The sequence below is a fragment of the uncultured Croceicoccus sp. genome, assembly GCF_947496385.1.
In the GTDB taxonomy this organism is placed as follows: Bacteria; Pseudomonadota; Alphaproteobacteria; order Sphingomonadales; family Sphingomonadaceae; genus Croceicoccus.
The window spans coordinates 465,788-483,899 of sequence record NZ_CANMCP010000001.1 but is presented as its reverse complement, the minus strand read 5'-3'; the positions used below and the strand labels follow the sequence as shown (position 1 = coordinate 483,899).

Annotated in this window: 18 protein-coding genes and 1 tRNA gene; 2 read left to right on the top strand and 17 right to left on the bottom strand. The window is 65.8% G+C overall.

Annotation, left to right across the window (positions count from 1 at the left end; all coding sequences use genetic code 11):
- Positions 1-37: 37 nt before the first annotated feature.
- From Q0897_RS02345 to Q0897_RS02305, 9 genes are all read right to left on the bottom strand, one after another.
- Complete coding sequence (locus Q0897_RS02345) at positions 38-727, bottom strand: tetratricopeptide repeat protein (RefSeq protein WP_299307294.1); 690 nt, start codon at positions 725-727, stop codon at positions 38-40.
- On the bottom strand, positions 724-1,161 hold the full coding sequence (locus Q0897_RS02340; protein WP_299307293.1) for a cytochrome c-type biogenesis protein: 438 nt from the start codon (positions 1,159-1,161) through the stop codon (positions 724-726). Before Q0897_RS02340 ends, Q0897_RS02345 begins: the two co-directional genes overlap by 4 nt.
- Positions 1,158-1,718, bottom strand: coding sequence for a DsbE family thiol:disulfide interchange protein (locus Q0897_RS02335; protein ID WP_299307292.1), 561 nt, complete (start codon positions 1,716-1,718; stop codon positions 1,158-1,160). Before Q0897_RS02335 ends, Q0897_RS02340 begins: the two co-directional genes overlap by 4 nt.
- Positions 1,715-3,670 (bottom strand): heme lyase CcmF/NrfE family subunit, encoded by a 1,956-nt coding sequence (locus Q0897_RS02330; RefSeq protein ID WP_299307291.1) that lies wholly within the window; start codon positions 3,668-3,670, stop codon positions 1,715-1,717. Before Q0897_RS02330 ends, Q0897_RS02335 begins: the two co-directional genes overlap by 4 nt.
- Complete coding sequence (gene ccmE / locus Q0897_RS02325; RefSeq protein ID WP_299307290.1) at positions 3,667-4,137, bottom strand: cytochrome c maturation protein CcmE; 471 nt, start codon at positions 4,135-4,137, stop codon at positions 3,667-3,669. Before ccmE ends, Q0897_RS02330 begins: the two co-directional genes overlap by 4 nt.
- Entirely contained in the window at positions 4,134-4,274 is a 141-nt protein-coding gene (locus Q0897_RS02320; RefSeq protein ID WP_299307289.1) for a hypothetical protein, read from the bottom strand. Before Q0897_RS02320 ends, ccmE begins: the two co-directional genes overlap by 4 nt.
- Before the next feature lie 10 nt (positions 4,275-4,284).
- Positions 4,285-5,013: a heme ABC transporter permease CcmC gene (ccmC, locus tag Q0897_RS02315; RefSeq protein WP_299307288.1), complete on the bottom strand. Its 729-nt coding sequence runs from the start codon at positions 5,011-5,013 to the stop codon at positions 4,285-4,287.
- Between the two features lie 112 nt (positions 5,014-5,125).
- Positions 5,126-6,184: a Glu/Leu/Phe/Val dehydrogenase dimerization domain-containing protein gene (locus Q0897_RS02310; protein WP_299307287.1), complete on the bottom strand. Its 1,059-nt coding sequence runs from the start codon at positions 6,182-6,184 to the stop codon at positions 5,126-5,128.
- A 62-nt stretch (positions 6,185-6,246) separates the two neighbouring features.
- A tRNA-His gene (locus Q0897_RS02305) sits at positions 6,247-6,323 on the bottom strand.
- 266 nt (positions 6,324-6,589) lie between these two features.
- Between Q0897_RS02305 and Q0897_RS02300 the strand changes: the two genes are divergently transcribed.
- Entirely contained in the window at positions 6,590-7,222 is a 633-nt protein-coding gene (locus tag Q0897_RS02300; RefSeq protein WP_299307286.1) for a 2OG-Fe(II) oxygenase, read from the top strand.
- 1 nt (position 7,223) lies between these two features.
- Here Q0897_RS02300 and fdhD read toward each other — a convergent pair whose 3' ends face one another.
- The 3 genes from fdhD to rpmE form a co-directional block, all read right to left on the bottom strand.
- Positions 7,224-8,030 (bottom strand): formate dehydrogenase accessory sulfurtransferase FdhD, encoded by an 807-nt coding sequence (fdhD, locus tag Q0897_RS02295; protein ID WP_299307285.1) that lies wholly within the window; start codon positions 8,028-8,030, stop codon positions 7,224-7,226.
- Positions 8,027-10,321, bottom strand: coding sequence for an FdhF/YdeP family oxidoreductase (locus tag Q0897_RS02290; RefSeq protein WP_299307284.1), 2,295 nt, complete (start codon positions 10,319-10,321; stop codon positions 8,027-8,029). The genes fdhD and Q0897_RS02290 overlap by 4 nt, the downstream gene beginning before the upstream one ends.
- A 154-nt stretch (positions 10,322-10,475) precedes the next feature.
- Positions 10,476-10,700: a 50S ribosomal protein L31 gene (gene rpmE / locus Q0897_RS02285; protein WP_202084009.1), complete on the bottom strand. Its 225-nt coding sequence runs from the start codon at positions 10,698-10,700 to the stop codon at positions 10,476-10,478.
- Positions 10,701-10,894: 194 nt separating this feature from the next.
- Here rpmE and Q0897_RS02280 point away from each other — a divergent pair, with 194 nt between their 5' ends.
- A complete protein-coding gene (locus tag Q0897_RS02280; protein ID WP_299307283.1) occupies positions 10,895-11,695 on the top strand; it encodes a MipA/OmpV family protein in 801 nt (266 codons plus the stop codon).
- A gap of 61 nt (positions 11,696-11,756) precedes the next feature.
- Here Q0897_RS02280 and fabZ read toward each other — a convergent pair whose 3' ends face one another.
- The 5 genes from fabZ to dxr form a co-directional block, all read right to left on the bottom strand.
- Positions 11,757-12,203, bottom strand: a complete 447-nt coding sequence (gene fabZ, locus Q0897_RS02275) for a 3-hydroxyacyl-ACP dehydratase FabZ (protein ID WP_202084005.1) — start codon at positions 12,201-12,203, stop codon at positions 11,757-11,759.
- A 33-nt stretch (positions 12,204-12,236) separates the two neighbouring features.
- On the bottom strand, positions 12,237-12,914 hold the full coding sequence (locus Q0897_RS02270; protein ID WP_299307282.1) for an OmpH family outer membrane protein: 678 nt from the start codon (positions 12,912-12,914) through the stop codon (positions 12,237-12,239).
- Positions 12,914-15,535 (bottom strand): outer membrane protein assembly factor BamA, encoded by a 2,622-nt coding sequence (gene bamA, locus Q0897_RS02265; protein WP_299307575.1) that lies wholly within the window; start codon positions 15,533-15,535, stop codon positions 12,914-12,916. Before bamA ends, Q0897_RS02270 begins: the two co-directional genes overlap by 1 nt.
- A gap of 287 nt (positions 15,536-15,822) precedes the next feature.
- The gene (gene rseP, locus Q0897_RS02260; RefSeq protein WP_299307281.1) at positions 15,823-16,938 is read right to left on the bottom strand and encodes an RIP metalloprotease RseP; all 1,116 of its coding nucleotides are present in this window, start codon (positions 16,936-16,938) and stop codon (positions 15,823-15,825) included.
- Positions 16,938-18,092, bottom strand: coding sequence for a 1-deoxy-D-xylulose-5-phosphate reductoisomerase (gene dxr / locus Q0897_RS02255; protein ID WP_299307280.1), 1,155 nt, complete (start codon positions 18,090-18,092; stop codon positions 16,938-16,940). Before dxr ends, rseP begins: the two co-directional genes overlap by 1 nt.
- Between the last annotated feature and the right edge of the window lie 20 nt (positions 18,093-18,112).

Below are 18,112 nucleotides of genomic sequence, written 5' to 3'. Positions count from 1 at the left end.
GGCGAACCGCCGGGCAAGCAGGCGCATGCAGGGCCCGTCATTGCCGCCCCTGCGCCGATGGCGGAGCCGGCGACGCCGCGCCATTCCCCGGTCCGCGGCCTTCCTGCATCGCGATCAGCGCGTCGAGCTGCCGCAGCTGCGCATCGAGAATCGGAGCGAGCGGAGAGCCGGCGATTGCGGGACGGGCGCGAAGACGCATCCATGTCTCGCGCGCCTCTGCAAATTGCCCGGACTGCGCCTGCGCCAGGCCGGTAAAGAACGCCGGCCCCGGATTGCCCGGTGCCAGCAGCGACGCCCGGCGATAGGCAAGCGAGGCCGCCGGGGTCAGCATCCCCTGCGCATGACCGACCAGCGCATTGCCGAGCGCGAGCCACAATTGCGGATCGTCTGGCGTTTGCCGGATCGCGCCGCGAAGCAGGCCCGCCGCCGTGCCATATTGCCCCTGCCGAACAAGGGCGTCGGCGGTGATGATATAGTTCGAGCCGGAGCCGAAATCCGCGCTCATCGCCTTGCGCAATTCGATGAGCGCGGCCTGCCCGTCATCGCTCTCCGCAATCGGTTGCCCCGGTGCGCCGGCAAGCCCCGGACTGCCCTGCACCGCATAGCCGGCGAGCCCGAACAGGAGCGCCGCCGCCGTGATCTCGCGCCCGCCGCGCGGCATCCGCAGCACGAAATTCAGCGCCAGCCACACCGCCACGGCGGCCCCAATGATCACGACCCAGCTCATGCCACGTCCCCGCCCGTGCGTGCGCCTTTCCGGAACCGGCGGCGCAGCAGCAGCGCGGCCAGCGCGGCCAGCACCACCGGCGCGGCGAACAGCGGCCAGGTGAGCGGCTTCAACTCGGGCTTGTAGCTGATGTAATCGCCATACCGGTCGACGAGCCAGGCGCGGATCGCCTCCGGCTCCTCGCCCGCGGCGATGCGCATGCGGACCTGGCTGCGCATGTCGCCGGCCATCGGCGCGTCGGAATCGGCGATGGACTGGCTCTGGCACCGCACGCAGCGCAGCGTTTCCATCAATGCCTGCGCCTCGGCCTCCTGCGCCGGATCGTCGAGCTGCGTATAGGCGTAGGGCGCGGGCGGCATGCTGTCCTGCGCCGCGGCGACGGGCGCGGCGGCGGCAAGCCAAAGCGACACGAACGCGAGGATTGATCGGGTCATAGCGGCTCTTTCGCCTTGCGCCATTCGGACATGATCTGCGCGATGTCACGCTCCATGATCGGGCCCATATGCTGATACCGGATGATCCCCTCGCCATCGATGACGAAGGTTTCGGGCACGCCGGACGATCCGATGCCGAGTTGCACGGCGCTCACATCGTCCTTGCCGATGGCACGATAGGGGTTGCCGTTCCGGTCCAGAAACTGCGCGATATCCTCGCTCCGGTCGCGGATGGCGACACCGTCGATCGGCACCCCCTGCGCGGCGAGGGTATCGAGCTGCGGCGCCTCCACCGCGCAGGGCACGCACCAGCTTGCAAAGATATTGAGCAGGCGCGGCTCGCCCTTCGTAAAATCCGCGCGCGACAGTCCGGGCGTGCCCTCTACGCCGGCGGGGAGCGTGAATTGCGGAAGCGGATTGCCGACCATCGCGCTGCGCACGTCGCGTTCCCCCGGCGCCATCAGCCCGTATGCGACGAGCGCCACGAAACCGATGAACAGCGCAAGCGGAAGCCATATGGTCCAGCGCGACCGGCGCCCGGGGGTCGGCGCGCTCATGGCTGCGCCTCGCGATATTCGCGCCGCTCGGCGAGCCGCACCCGGATCGCCCGCTGTTTCCAGTCGGCAATGACCCGCCCGATCAGCGCGAGCAGACCGCCCAGCGCCACCATCAACCCGCCTATCCAGATCAGCGTCACGAACGGCTTCCACCACAACCGCAATTGCCAGCGTCCGCCGTCGGCCTCCTGTCCCAGAACGGCATAAAGCTGCCCGTTCCAGCGTGTCGCCAGCGCCGATTCATTCGTGGCCGTGGGGGGCGAGAAGAAATTGCGCGCCTGCGGGCGAAGCACGACCGGTGCCCCGCCGCGATAGCGGGCCGTCATCGTCCCCTCCAGCGCGGTCCAGTTGGGGCCAGCGATCGGCTCGATTTCGGAGAGCGTCACGTCCCATGGGCCCACCGCGACCGTATCGCCGATGGCCGCCGCGGCAAGCCGCTCGGTCGTAAAGGCGGCATTGCTGGCCATCCCGGCAAGCGCCACGGCGAGGCCGAAATGCCCGACCACCATGCCCCACACGGCAAGCTTGACCCGGCGCGGATTGCGGCCCAACACCGGCAACACGCTCGCAACCGCCAGCATCGCGGCGAGCGCGAGGCCGAGCAGCGGCAGGATCCCGATTCCCGGCGCGAGGACAAGCGCCGCCACCAGCGCAATTGCGAATATCGCCACCGGCGCGATCATCCGGCGCCCGACGCGCGCAAAGCGATCCTCCCGCCAGCGCAGCAGCGGGCCGATCGCCATGACCACCACCATGGGAAAGGCGAAAATCGCGCCGACCGGATTGAAATAGGGCGGCCCCACCGACACCCGCACGCCGAACGCCTCGGTCAAAAGCGGATAGAGCGTGCCGACCAGCACGATGCCGAGAATGGCGGTCAGCGCGACATTGTTGAACACCAGCGCGGCTTCCCGGCTGCTCCATGCAAATTGCTTGCCCTCGTTCACGGTGGAGGCGCGCAGGCCGAACAGCACCAGCGCCCCGCCGATGTAGAGGCACAGAAGCGCAAGGATGAAGCTGCCGCGTTCCGGGCTCACCGCAAAGGAATGCACGCTGGTCAAGACGCCGGAGCGCACGAGGAACGTGCCCACCATCGACATCGAAAACGCCACGACGCCGAGCATGATCGTCCATATCCGCAAGGCATCGCGCGCGGCCAGCACGCTGACCGAATGGAGCAGCGCCGTCGCCGCCAGCCACGGCATGAGCGAGGCATTCTCCACCGGATCCCAGAACCACCAGCCGCCCCAGCCCAGCTCGTAATAGGCCCAGTAGCTTCCCGCCGTGATCCCGATGGTCAGGAATATCCACGCGCCCAGCACCCAGGGCCGCATCGCGCGCGCGAATTGCGGCCCGACCTGCCGCGTCATCAAGGCACCGACGGCAAAGCTGAACGCGACCGAAAGCCCGACATAGCCGAGATAGAGCGTGGGCGGATGGAACGCGAGGCCGAGATCCTGCAATAGCGGGTTGAGCCCCGCCCCCACCCGCGCCGCCGGTTCGAGCCGGGTGAACGGGTTGGAGGAAAACAGCAGGAAGGCGTAGAAGCCAAGGCTCACGAACGCCTGCGCGGCAAGCGTCGCCAGCATGGTGCGTTCGGGCAGACGCCGTTCGAGCAGCGCGATCGCCGCCCCCGAAAGCGCCATGACCGTCACCCAGAGCAGCATCGAGCCTTCGTGATTGCCCCACGTCCCCGCCAGCTTGAACACGAACGGCTTGTCCACATGGCTATTGGACGCGACGAGCAACACCGAAAGATCGGTGCGCAGGAACAGCCAGATCAGCGCAAGGAAGGACAGCGTCACCAGCACGCCCTGCATCACGGCGACGGGGCGCACCGATTCGGCGAACCCGGCGCCCGCCTCGCGGAGCGACAGCAGCCCCGTAAAAAGCTGAAGCAACGCAAAAGCCGCCGCAAACCATAGCAGCGCAAGGCCGAGTTCCGCGATCATTGCGCCTGCGCCTCGTAGGTTTCGGCGACGACTTCGCGCTGCTGCGCTTCGGTCATGTCCTGCAATTCGCGCGGCATGTAATTCTCGTCATGCTTGGCAAGCAGGTTGGTCGCGATAAATGCGGTGGGGCCCATCGACCCTTCGGCGACGACGCCGGACCCTTCGACGAAGAGGTCGGGGATGATACCCGAAAACTCAACCGGGACCGATGCCTGCCCGTCCGTCACGGTAAAGCGGATCGTCACGCCATCGTCCATCGTCTCGATCGAGCCATCCGCGACCATCCCGCCCAGCCGCACCGCCTGCCCCGGTTCGGGCGGGTCGGCCACGATGTCGGACGGAACGTAGAAATAGCTTGCCTGATTGCGCAGCGCATAGGCCGCCAGCAACCCCGCCCCGATGAGCACGCACAGCGCGACGATCACGAGCACCAGCCGCTGATGCTTGGGCTTGAGCGACGCGCTCATTTCCCGCGCGCCCGGTCGCGGCGGCGTTCGGCGCGGCGCATCGCGACCCAGGCCCACGCCGCGGTCGCGAACGTGCCGCCCACGCCCACCGCATAGGCCGCCCAGACAAACGGCCACTGATCGAGCCCTTCGGTCATGCCGGAACGGTCACGTCAGCGCACGCCGGCGCAGGCGCGCCTCCGCCTGAATATCGGCGAGCAAGGCCCGCATGCGCGCAAGCACGATCCCGCCGAAAAGAAGCGAAAACCCAAGCGTGGACAGGAGCAGCGGAACGAGAAAGACCGGGTCGATCGCGGATTGCCCCATCGTGATGCTGGGCGGTTGATGGAGCGAGTTCCACCACACCACCGAACGGTTGATGATCGGAATATTGACCGCACCGACGAGCCCGAAAATGGCCGTGACCCTGTTTCCGCCGGCCCCTGCGGCCATGTCCCCCTGTGCCGCGCCGGCAAGCGCGATATAGCCGAAATACAGGAACAGCAGCACCAGCATCGAGGTCAGCCGGCCATCCCACACCCACCATGTCCCCCATGTCGGACGGCCCCAGATGGACCCGGTGACAAGGCAGATCGCCGTGAATGCCGCACCCGGCACCGCCGCCGCGCGCGCCGCGATTCCGGCCAGCGGATGGCGCCACACAAGCTCGACCAGGCTGGCGATGGCGATGGCGGTCCACCCCCCCATGCCCAGCCAAGCCGCCGGCACGTGAAGATAGAGAATGCGCACCGTTTCGCCCATCAACCGGTCCGCCGGCGTCGCCAGCAGCCCCCAGGCGAGCGCGCCGCCGGCGACGATCATTCCCGTCACCAGCAACACCGGCGTCAGCCAGCGGGCGATCGTCAGGAAGCGTTTAGGATTGGCAAAACCATGCATAGCGTTACGCAGCCCGCTTTGGCACCGCTGTCGCGCCGCGGCAAGGCACCGACTCGGCCCCTGCCCCGCGCGGCGGCGGTGCGGACAGGCGGAACTGATTGCGCAGCGGCGGTCAGCTGCGCCCGATGCGGCGGCGGGCCATCATGTCCGCGATCGTCGCGGGGGTTTCGCCCGTTCGGTCGCATTCGGCCCAGATTTCGACGAGCCGACCGGGAATCTGGCGAATCTTCTCACGCACCTCGTTCACATCGGCGGTCCGGCCGCTCTGCCGCGCGAGATATTCGATCGTGACCGAAATGATCCCGCCCGCATTCAGCACGTAATCCGGCGTATAAAGAATGCCGCGCTTGGCCAGCATCTGTCCGTGTTCGGGCCGGGCCAGCTGATTATTGGCGCCGCCCGCGACGATCTGCGTGTCGAGCCGGGCAATCCCCTCGTCATCGAGGATGGCGCCCAGCGCATTGGGGCTGAACACGTCGCAGGCAACGCCCATGATCTCGTCCGCCGCGACGGCGCGCGCGCCGAGGTCGCGGGCAAGCGTTGCGGCGCGCTCGGCATTGACATCGGCCAGCGTCAACTGCGCGCCATCCTTGGCGAGCATGCGGGCGAGGCGGCCACCGACGCTGCCGGTCCCCTGCACCGCGACATGCACCCCGTCGAGCGTTTCGCGGCCAAGCTTGTGACGGACCGCGGCGGCAAGGCCGAGATAGATGCCCATCGCGGTGAACGGCCCCGGATCGCCGCCCGCGGCCTGCGCGCCTTCGGTCGGAAGGCCGGTGACATGCGGGGTCGCACGGGCAATGGCGACCATGTCCTGCTCCGAAATGCCGACATCCTCGGCCGTGACATATTCGCCGCCGAGCGCGTCGACCGCGCGGCCATAAGCCTCCAGCATGGCATCGGTCTTCGTACCGTCCGCATCGGCCAGCAGAACCGCCTTGCCGCCGCCCATGGGGAGATCGGCCATCGCGTTCTTGAAGCTCATCCCCTGCGACAGGCGCAGCGCATCGGTCACGGCATCGGCGGAATCGGCATAGTGCCAGAACCGCGTGCCGCCCGCCGCCGGGCCGAGATGCGTGGAATGAATGGCGATGATGGCGCGCAGCCCGCTCTTGCGGTCATGGACCAGCGTGACTTTTTCATGATCGTCGAAAGCGGGATTGCTCCACATCGCGGCGCGTCTCCGATGCTGCGGGCAATGCGGGGCATCGAACGCCCGCTGCCAGTGAAAAATGGGGCGATCGAGGGGTCTCGAACCCCCGACCTCCGGTACCACAAACCGGCGCTCTAACCAACTGAGCTACGATCGCCATAAGCGTGCCGACCGCGGGAATTCCCGGGCCGGGCGTGCCTGTTTTCACCGACGGGCGACGACGTCAAGCGCTATCGCCAGCGGGTTCGCCCTGTTGCACAGCCATCGCGAGAAGGGAAGCAAAAAAGCGTCAAACCCCGCATTTTGCGCAAGATTCCATCGCCCGCCCTTTTTCGGTCGCCAGCCGGGCGCCGCGCGTGCCCTTCGCATTCGATTCGCGCGGACACTTGGCGCGCCGCACCGGCTTGCTTATGGAGTGAGCCCATGAGTTCCCACGCATCATCGGTCGCGGCCCGGCTGCGCGAAGACCCCGCCGTGCAGCAGCACCCCTCGCCCCGGCTGGAGCTGTTCACCCGGCGCGGATTTCTCTCTCCCGACGATTGCACCGCGCTCATCGCGCTCATCGATGCGGACCGGCGCCCGTCCACCATCGCCGACCCCAATGGCGACGCCTATTTCCGGACGAGCGAGACCTGCGACCTCGATTCCGGGATCGATGTCGTCGCCCGGCTCGATGCCGCGCTCGGCGCGCTGTCGGGGCTCGACCCCGCGCATGGCGAACCGCTTCAGGGACAACGTTACGCCGTCGGTCAGGAGTTCAAGGCGCACACCGACTATTTCACGCCCGGCGGCGAGGATTACGACAAATTCTGCGCCGTCGCGGGGCAGCGGACTTGGACCTTCATGATCTACCTCAACGAACCGGACGCGGGCGGCGCCACCCGTTTCAAGGTGATCGGCAAGACGTTTCAGCCCGAAACCGGGCGCCTCGTCGCCTGGAACAATCGCAAGAGCGACGGCGCGGTCAATGCGAGCACGCTCCACCACGGGATGAAGGTGCGCAAGGGCACCAAATATGTCATCACGAAATGGTTTCGCGAACGCCCCTGGGGCTGAATCACGTCAGCTCGAGCACCGAATCCCCGCGCGCCAGCACGAAAAGCGGAAGCCCCGCATCCCGTGCCCGTTCCACCGCCATGCTCGTCGGTGCCGAAATCGTGACGAGCGCACTCAATCCGCCCCGCACCGCTTTTTCGACCAGCTCGAAACTGCATCGCGCGCTCAACATCGCGAAACGCGGGGTCGCGCCGCCCGGCGCCGCCCCGGCGGCGGTCCACGCGCCGATCGCCTTGTCGAAGGCATTGTGCCGGCCGACATCCTCGCGCACGCATGCGATCGCGCCATCCATGGTGCAGATCGCGGCGGCATGGGCGGCACCGGTCGCGCGGCCGATCGGCTGGTGCTCTCGCAACATAGCCCCAGCGCGGAAAATGGCGGCGGGTTCGGGCCGCATCGGCACCGCGACCGGCGGCAACGGGCGGGCCACCTCGGCCAACGTGTCCATGCCGCACAGGCCGCAGCTGGAATCGCCGATCCGCCGCCGCACGCGGGTCGCCATGGTTTCGGCATCGCAGCCCGGCAATTGCGCCCGCACGATCCATCCATCGTCGATCCGCGCGACATCGACGGACAATGGGGGAGCGTCGCGCGCAATGAGCCCCTCGCCAATGGCGAACCCGCGCGCGTAATCGCCAAGATCTTCGGGCGTCGCCATCATGACCGCCCACGTCACCCCATTGTATTCCAGCGCGACCGGCACTTCGCCGGGAAGCGAACGGTCCAACGGCCTCGCGGGCCGTCCGTCGGCGAAATGTTCGGTAAAGCGGGCGGGCGCGGTCCCGCCCGTCACGGGATGACGGCTCATTCCTTCACGATACGGACGGGAATGCCTTTCGATGCGGGCGTTTTCGACAGCTTGTCATGATACCACAGCGGAACGAGCGGATTGAGCTCCGGAAAATAACCCGCGAGGCACCCGTCCGGCAGGCGATAGGGCGTCACCTTGAGCCCGCGGACCGTGCGCTCCATATCATCCTCCGCGTCGCCGATCAGCGTGACGAGATCGCCGTCCGCCAATCCGTGGCGCTCCATGTCGTCGGGGTTGATCATCACCATCATGCGCGTCCCTTCGAGCCCGCGCAGCCGGTCCGAATGGCCGTAGACCGTCGTGTTGAACTGATCGTTGGAGCGGACGGTGACGAGGTGAAATCGGCCGTCCGCCTCCCCGATACCGCAGGCATTCAGCACGGTGGGATCGGTGAATTCCGCCTTCCCGCTGTCTGTTTTCCAGATGCGGTCATGGGCACCATTGCCGCGATAGAACCCGCCGGGCTGGTTCATCCGCCCGTTCATGTCATGGAACTCGTCCGGGAACGTATGCGCGATCAGGTCGCGGATGCGCGCATAATCGCCGGTCCATTCGTCCCATGCGAGCTTTGGATTGCGCGTTTCGCGATGGGCCAGCGTCGCCTTCGCCAGCCCCGCGACGATCGCCGTTTCGCTTTTCAGCTGTTCGCTCGCCGGCTTGCGCTTGCCGATGCTGCCGTAGATGTGGCTGAAGCTGTCCTCCATCGTGACGGTTTGCCGGCCGCTTGCCTGCATGTCCTCCTCCGCCCGGACGAGGCAGGGCAGGATCCACGAGGATTTGCCCGGCATGAGATGCGTCTTGTTGAGCTTCGTCGCGATATGCACGGTCAGCTCCATCTCGCCCCAGGCGCGGTGCACGCGTTCATGGTCGGGCACCGCCTGCGCCAGATTGCCGCCAAGGCCGATGAAACCCTTGTTACTCCCGTCGAGCAGCGCCTCGAGGAATTCGACCGTGGTGTGGCCGTCCTCCTCCGGCGTTTCGAGGTCGAGCAATTCGCGGTATTTCTCCACCGGGGCGAGCTTCGTCTTCTCGGTAATGCCGACGGTGCGCTGCCCCTGCACGTTGGAGTGGCCGCGGATGGGGGTGCAGCCGGCCCCTTGCCGCCCGATATTGCCGTTGAGCAGCAGGAGATTGACCAGCATCCCGATCGCCTGCGAGCCGTGGACATGTTGCGTCAGCCCCATGCCGTAGATGCCGATGACATTCTTCGCCCCGGCATAGACATCGCCCGCCCGCTCCAGATCGGCGCGCGCGATGCCCGAATTTGCCTCGATCGCGTCCCAGCCCGTATTCTCGACCGTGTGGCGCAGCGCATCGAAGCCATGCGTATGTTCGGCCAGAAACGCATCGTCCAGCGTGCGGGCCAGGCCCTTTTCCTTCGCCTCATCATCGATTTCCAGCACGCGCTTGATCACGCCCATCAGGGCCGCGATGTCGCCGCCGGGCTTCACCTGCATGTACATGTGCGACATCTTGGTCGGCTTCTGCGTGAGCATCGCGACCGGGTCCTGCGGGTCGATGAATTCGAGCAGGCCTTTTTCGCGCAGCGGGTTGAAGGTGATGATCTTGCAGCCGCGCTTCGCCGCCTGCATCAACGGGCGCAGCAGGCGCGGGCTGTTGGTGCCCGGATTCTGGCCGAGGTAGAAGATCGCGTCGCAATGGTCGAGATCCTGCAAGGTGCAGGTGCCGACCGGCGAACCGACGACCTTCTTCAACCCGACCGACGTCGTTTCATGGCACATGTTCGAACTGTCGGGCAGGTTGTTATGCCCATAGGCCCGCGCGAACACGGCATAGAGATAGGACGGTTCCAGCGCCGCCTTCCCCGAAGCGTAGAAGGTCACCGATTTGGGGTCGAGCCGGTGCAGCTCCGCGCCGATGGCGGCAAATGCCTCGTCCCAGCTCGCGCGGACATAGCGATCGGTCCCGGCATCGTAGCGCATCGGCTCGGTCAGCCGCCCGCGCATTTCCAGCTCGTACCCGCTGCGTTCGCGCAATTCGGTCACCGTGTGGCGCGAAATCCATTCCGGCGTGCAACGCTCGCTGGTCAGGTCCCAGAGCGTTGCCTTCGCCCCGTTTTCACAGAATTCGGCGAGATGCGGGTTCGGCGGCTTCGCCCATGCGCAGGACGTGCACATGTGGCCCTCGGGCTTGTTCTGGCGATAGAGCGTTTCGGCAGCCCCCGGCCCGGCGCGCTCCTTCAATTCGATGCGCGCGATACCCTGTAACGACCCGAAGCCGCCCGCCGCCCCGTGATATTCGCGTGGTTCGGCTTTGCGGCTGCTCATCGCTCATTCTCCATTCGATGGAACTGTTCGCACAAGAGACGAAAGGCGCCCCCGCGCGGTTCCCGACGCGTAACAGATTCCGCAGCCGCCCATAACGAAAAAGGCGGCCCGTGCGGACCGCCTTTCGCGCGTGGGACAGCAATGTCCGCGTCGCTTATTTCTTGAGCGAGAGACCGCCGAAACGCTTGTTGAAGCGTGCGACCCGGCCGCCTTCGCTCACCAGACGCTGACCGCCGGTCCATGCCGGGTGCGAGGTCGGGTCGATTTCGAGCGTCAGCGTATCACCCTCATTGCCCCAGGTGGAGCGGGTCTGATACTCGGTGCCGTCGGTCATCTTGACCGTGATCATGTGGTAATCGGGGTGGATGTCGTTCTTCATCGCGTCGTCTCCGTATTCGCGACCGGTTCCGACCGGGCACGCGGGGCTGATAGTTCGTTCAAGCCCGCGCCCTTAGCCAGTCCGCCAACGCTTGGCAAGCGGGCGACGAAAACTTGGGGTCCGCAAAGGGGCCATCGCGTGACAGCGCGCCGCGAAGCCCGTATGGCCGATGTTCGATGAAAAGAAGGAAAACCATGGTGAATTGCCGAATATGGCCCGCGTTGATCCTGGCCGGCACGATCGTTCCGGTCGCCGCACAGGCGCAGGACGCAGACGAGTTCGAGCAGGTGCGGATCGGCATCGGCCCGCAGTTTCAGCCCGCCTATCCCGGTGCGGACGGCGCGCGGCTAGGCCCGTTCTTCGACATCGACCGCCGCGCGGAGGATGAGGATTTCGCGTTCGAGGCGCCGACCGAAAGCTTCGGCTTTCCGCTGATCGAGTTCGGCGGCGTCTATCTCGGCCCGACGGGATCCATCACCAACAGCCGCAAGGAAAAGGACACCGCGCCCGGCCTGCGCACCATCGGCACCACGGTGGAGGCGGGCATCGCCGCGCAGGTCTACATCAGCGAAGATCTCTACAGCTTTGTCGAGCTTCGCCGCGGGATCGGCGGGCACGATGGCTGGACCGGGCAGGCGGGGCTCGATTACATCGTGCGCGATGCGGACCGCTATGTGGTGTCGGCGGGGCCGCGCGTAACCTATGGCGATTCCACGCATAGCCAGGCCTATTTCGGCATCACGCCCGAGGAATCGGCGGCGAGCGGCTATGCCGCCTACGATGCCGATGGCGGGCTCCAATCGGCGGGCGGCGTGGTGAGCGTGGACTTCGCGCTCAGCGGTCCCTGGGGCGTCATGGGTTTTGCCGGGTATCAGCGGCTCGTCGGCGATGCGGCGGATTCGCCCGTGGTCGAACTGTTCGGGAGCAAGGACCAGTGGACCGGCGGCGTTGCGCTCAACTACACGTTCCGTCGGCGGCGCGGCGGGCTGTTCTGATCGAGCGGCGCCGCCACGAAGGATGCAATAAAAAAGCCCCGGCGCGAAACCGGGGCTTTTTTCAATCGGCGATCATCGCGGTAAACTCGGTCTCGCACGTGACCTTGCCGTCGATGTCGGCCTTGCCCCAGAACTTGCACACGCGCGTGCGCTTCTGAACGAAGCCGGTGCGCAGGTTGAGGAGATGGCCCGGTTCCACCGGCGCGCGGAATTTCGCATTCTCGATCGCCATGAAATAGACGAGCTTGCCCGTGCCCGCGAGGCCCAGCGCCTCCACCGCGAGGATACCCGCCGCCTGCGCGAGGGCCTCCACCTGAAGCACGCCGGGCATGATCGGCCGGCCGGGGAAATGCCCCTGAAAGAAATCCTCGTTGAAGGACACCGCCTTCACCGCGTGGATCTCGCTTTCGGGGTCGAGCGAAACGACCCGGTCCACCAGCAGCATCGGATAACGATGCGGCAGCAGTTCAAGAATGCGCGCGTGGTCGAACCCGGTCGTCTCGCTCATGCCCCGTCCCCTTGCCTCACTGGTCCCCGTGCCTCAGCGACCGCCGGTCGCGGCGGCGTTGCCCTGCTGCGGCTGCTGCGCCTGCGCGGCCTGTGCCTGCGCCTGCGCCTCGCGCTGCGCCCGCGGGAGCCAGCCAGCCGGCGGCACGATCTGCACGCTGGGCACCAGGCGATCCATTTCGGTCACGACGTCCTGGTTGATGTTATACGCCTGATCCGCGTCGAGCACCGAATCCGGCGTCAGGACGAGCGTCAGCCGCTTGCGCTGCTTCACATTGGTGAGCGCGGTGTTGAACTGCTCGCTAAGCTGTTCGAGCACATAGGCGCGCGACAGGGCGACAGGCTGCATGATCTGCTGCAACTCGGCCTGCGCCTGCTGCTCGATCTGCTGGATCTGTGCGGCCTGCTTCTGCAATTGCTGCTGATTGGGGTTGGCCTGCTGGCTCGCGGTCTGGATCTGTTGATACAGCGGCTGAAGCTGCTGAGAGATCTGGGCGCGGCGCTGTTCGGCCTGCTGCATCTGCGCGGCATAGGTGGTCTGGCGCTGCTGCTCCGCGAGGCGGAAGGCCGCGGTGTTGACGACGATCGCATCGGGATTGGCGATGCCGATGCCCTGCACGACCTGCGCGGAGGCAGGCGCAGCGGTCAGGGCCGCGGTGGGCAGAGCGCCGGCCATCAGCGCGGCGGCGAGAAGCTTGGTCGTGTTTTTCATCAGAATTGCGTTCCTACGTTGAAGGAAAATGTCCTCGGATCGTCGCCCTCTTCTTTCAAGAGAGCCTTCGACAGGTCGATGCGAAGCGGTCCGAAGGGAGAATTCCAGTTGACGCCGATGCCCACCGCAACGCGCGGTTTCGGGCTGTCCCCCAGGAATTGTTCGGTAAACGGGCTGATGATCCGCTGATTCTGCGTTTCACCATCGGGCGCCAGCGGGTCATTGGTGTAGATGATCTCGTCGAGCGGATCGCCATTGGCATCGACCCGCTGCGCATAGAGCGGCTGATCGAAGGTCTGCGTCACCGGGTCGGTCAGGCCGAACACCGCACCGGCATCGACGAAGATCGACGGCCGCAGACCCAATTCGCGCGCACCGGAGCCGAGCGGAATTTCCAACTCTGCCCGGCCGAGATAATAGGCCCGGCCGCCCAGCGCGTCATCGGTCCAGGTGTCGCGATCGTCGCTCACCGTTTCGAAAATGCCGTCGCCATTGGTGTCGAGCAAGGGCTTGCGAATGACGCGCGGACCGACGCCGCGAATGTCGAAGCCGCGCATCTGCGGATTGCCGAGGAAGAACCGGTCGGTCAGGCGGACATCGTCGATATTCGCACCCGCCCGGTCGCTCAACGCGTGAATATAGCCGCCCTCGCCCTGCAGCGAGAAGATGAAGCCCGAACCCACGCCCCAGAATTTCGACGCGTTCAGCTTACCCCGCAGATATTTCACCGAACCGCCCAGCCCGGCAAAATCGCCGTTGAGCACGACACGGTGCCCGGCAGAGGGACGCAGCCGGTTGTTGAGCGTGTCATAGACCAGCGACGCGCCCAGGATCGAGCTCGTCCGCTTGCCAAGAGCGTCGCACAGATAGCGCCCCGCGATCAGCGGTTCGCAGGTCCGCACGCCGTCGCCGTCGAGGTCGGCGAAATATTGCTGTCCCAGCGTCACGTCCTCGACCTGAAGCGTGTAGCGGCCGATGAACTGCATATACTCGCTGAGCGCGGTGCCGGCGCGCACCGAAAACCCGGTCGAGCTGTTTTCGTAGGTGGTGTTGCGGCTGTTGTTGAAGCGGTTGAAGCTGTTGAAATCGCGGCGGTAGATGTCGGCGCCGAACGAAATGTTGGAATCGAACACGTACGGTTCGGTAAAGCTGACCTGCGCCGATTTGGAAAAGCGCGAATAGTTCAGCGAAAGGCCAACGGACTGCCCGCGGCCGCGGAAATTGTTCTGCCGGATCGAACCCTGCAGGATGAAGCGTTCGAGGCTCGAAAAACCGGCCGAAAGCTGAAGCTCGCCGGTCGGCCGTTCCTCGACATTGGCGGTCAGGACGACCCGGTCAGGTGCGCTGCCCGGCCCCTGCTCAACCTCGAAATTCTCCTGGAAATAGCCCAGCGAATTGATGCGCGCGGTGGACCGGCGCACCTGGAGCGAGTTGAACGCGTCCCCCTCGGCCAGCCGGAATTCGCGGCGGATCACCTTGTCCTGCGTCAACGTATTGCCGTTGATGTCGATCCGCTCGACATAGACGCGCGGCGCCTCCGCGATCTGGAACGTGACGTCCATCGTCAGGTCTTCGCGGTTCGGATTATAACGCGGCTGCACCTCGCCGAACGCATAGCCGAACGCGCCGATCGTTTCGGCCAGGCTTTCAATCGTGTTCTCGACCTGCTCGGCATTGTACCAGTCGCCGGTCTTCATCGGCAACGTCGCGGTCAGCGCGGCATCGTCGAAATCGCGGATCTCGCTTTCCACCTCGACATCGCCGAACTTGTACCGCTCGCCTTCCTCCACCACGTAGGTGATGATGAAATCCTTGCGATCGGGGGTCAGCTCGGCGACGGCCGACACCACGCGGAAATCGGCATAGCCCTGCGTGAGATAGAACCGGCGCAGGTTCTGCTGATCAAAGGCGAGCTTGTCGGGATCGTAGCTGGTATTGCCGGTCAGGAAGGTCAGGAAGCCGGTCTGCTTCGTCAGCATCTCGCCGCGCAGCTCGCCGTCGGAAAACTGTTCGTTCCCGATGATGTTGATCTGGCGAACCTTCGATTTCGGGCCTTCGGTGATTTCAAAGACGATATCCACGCGGTTCTGGTCGAGCATCACCGCCTGCGGCTCGACCGTGGCGGCAAAGCGGCCCTGCCGCTTGTACAGCTCGATGATGCGGGCGACATCGGCGCGCACCTTCGAACGGGTGTAGATCTGCCGCGGCGCCAGCCGGATTTCGGGAAGGATCTTGTCGTTCTTGAGCCGCTTGTTGCCTTCGAGCACGATGCGATTGATGACCGGGTTTTCCTGCACCTCGATCACGACATTGCCGCTGTCCTGCCCGATGCGCACGTCGCTGAACAATTCGGTGGCATAGAGGTCGCGCAGCGCGGCATCGGCCTTGGCCGTGGTATAGGGTTCGCCCGGCCGCATGGAGATATAGGACAGGATCGTCTGCGGCTCGAGCCGCTGTGCGCCCGAAACGCTGATCGTCTGGATGATCTGCCCTTGCGGGGCGGGCGCAGTGGCGGGCGCCTGCTGCGGCGCGGCGGCGGGATCGGCGGGGACGTCCTGCGCCGCGGCCGGCACGGCGGACAAGGCCGTTCCCGCCATCAGCGCGACCGCCATCGAGGCCATGCGCGGCGCGAAGGTGGAAAGGGGCTTTCGTCCCGAATTAAGGCTTGCTGTCACTATCTATCCCGTCGCTCTATTCGTAACCCGCGCCTGGCGGCGATCTGTGCCGCTGCAACCGCGATGATGCCCCTTCGATCGGCCCCTTGCGCGGCCGATCCGTTCCGTTTCAGCCTGCGAATTGCCGTTTCTGTCTCAGAATTAATCGTCGCCCTTGCCCGATGCGCCTGCGTCAATCAAGCGGAGCGAGCGGCGAACCGCACCGAAACCTGCGTGCCAACCGTCCTCCCGCCTCAACTCCCGAACAGATCCAGCGAGGCCAGATCGATGAAGGTCACGACGACCATCAAGGCCAGGACGAACGCCAGCCCGGTCCGGAAGGCCAGTTCCTGGGTCGCTTGCGAGACCGGTCGGCGGCGCACTGCCTCCGCGGCGTAGAAAGCGAGATGCCCGCCGTCGAGCACGGGAATTGGCAGGAGGTTAATGAATGCCAAGTTAATTGAAATCATGGCAATGAAATAGACGAAGCTCTGCCACCCGGAGACTAGCTGTTCTCCCGAAAACTTGGCGATCTTGATCGGCCCGCCAAGCTCTTCGATGGGGCGGCGACCCGAGATGATCTGCCATATGCCGACCACCGAAAGCTTGAGCAGCTTGCCCGTTTCGGTGACGCCGATGCCGATCGCCTCGGCCGGTCCCACATCGCGCAATTCGCCCGTGTTCGAAAAGACGCCGATCTGCCCCATGCGGAACGTATTGCCGAACCGGTCCTCCTCCACATGGAGGCCGATGGTCATGTCGGTCGTGAATTCGCGGCCATCGCGCTCCACGGTGAGCGTGATATCCTCGCCCGGATAGGGGATGACGCTGTCGCGCACCTCCTCGAACCCGTCGATCCGCCGGCCTTCGATGGCCACGATCCGGTCGCCAAGCTCCAGCCCGGCGGCCGCGGCGGGCGATCCCTCGACGAAACCATCGACGACGGGCTCGGCCACCATCCTGCCATAAGCGAGGCTGAACCCGCCGAGGATCAGCACCGCGATCAGCAGATTGGTGAGCGGTCCGGCCGCCACGATCCATGCGCGCTGACCCAGCGATCTGGCCTGAAACGTGCGTTCGCGCTCCTCCGCCGGGAGGTCGAGCCAGTCCTGCCCCGGCTGGCTAGCCGGGTTCATGTCGCCGGCGAACTGCACATATCCGCCCAGCGGCAACGCCGACAATTTCCAGCGCGTCCCCCGCGAATCGGTGAACCCGGCCAGCTCCTTGCCGAAGCCGACGGAAAATGCCTCCGCCTTGACCCCGAACCAACGCCCGACGAGGTAATGCCCCAGCTCGTGCAACACGACCAGCGGGCCGAGCACGAGGACGAAACCCAGGATCGCGGTAAAGATATTCGCGTTATCGAACATCACGCGGTCTGTAACAATTCGCCGGCCCGGCGGCGCGCATCCGCATCAATCGCCAGGACATCGTCCAGCGTTCCGGGCGCATCAGGCATGGGGCCATCGTTCAACATATCGGCCACCATTGCCGCGATGCGCGTGAACCCGATCTGACCGGAAAGGAAGGCCACCACGGCAATTTCATTGGCCGCATTCAGGATTGCCGGCGCCGCACCGCCGTTCGCGCACGCCTCCCGCGCAAGCCGGGTGGCGGGGAACAGATCTTCATCCGGGGCACGAAATTCGAGCCGGCCGATCGCGGCGAGGTCCAGCGAACCCATCGGCGTGTCCATCCGCCGCGGCCATGCCAGCGCGCTGGCAATCGGCACGCGCATGTCGGACGGGCCCAGCTGCGCCAGCGTGGAACCGTCGCGATATTCCACCATCGAATGCACCACAGATTGCGGGTGCACGATGATCCGCAATCTATCGAGACCCACGGGAAACAGGTGAAACGCCTCGATCAGCTCCAGCCCCTTGTTCATCATGGTGGCGGAATCGACGCTGATCTTGGCGCCCATGTCCCAGTTCGGGTGCGCGACCGCCTGCGCCGGGGTCGCGGCCTCGATTTCTTCACGGGTGCTGTCGCGAAACGGCCCGCCGCTCGCGGTCAAGGTGATGGAGCGGACGTCCGACAGGCGATTGCCCTGAAGGCACTGAAATATCGCGTTATGTTCGGAGTCCACGGGCAAGAGTGTCGCGCCGTGCCGTGTGACGGCGGCGGTCATCACCTCGCCCGCGGACACCAGCGCTTCCTTGTTGGCAAGCGCGATCGTGCCGCCCCGCTCGATCGCGGCCATGACCGGCGCAAGCCCGGCACATCCCACGATGGCCGCAACGGTGAGGTCGGCGCCCCGCCCCGCCGCGTCGTTCAACGCCTCGGCGCCCGCCGCGCATTCGACCCCGCTACCCGCAAGGGCGCCGCGCAATTCGGGGAGGCAGGCCTCGTCCGCGACGACCGCGACATCGGGCACGAATTCGCGGGCGAGCGTGGCCAGCGCCTCCACGCTTGCGTTGGCAGTCAGCACGGTCACACGCCACGCATCGCGGTTGCGCCGCACGAGATCCAGCGTCGAGGCGCCGACCGAACCGGTCGCGCCCAATATCGCGATGCTGCGCATATCGTCCCCCAAAGGCTTTC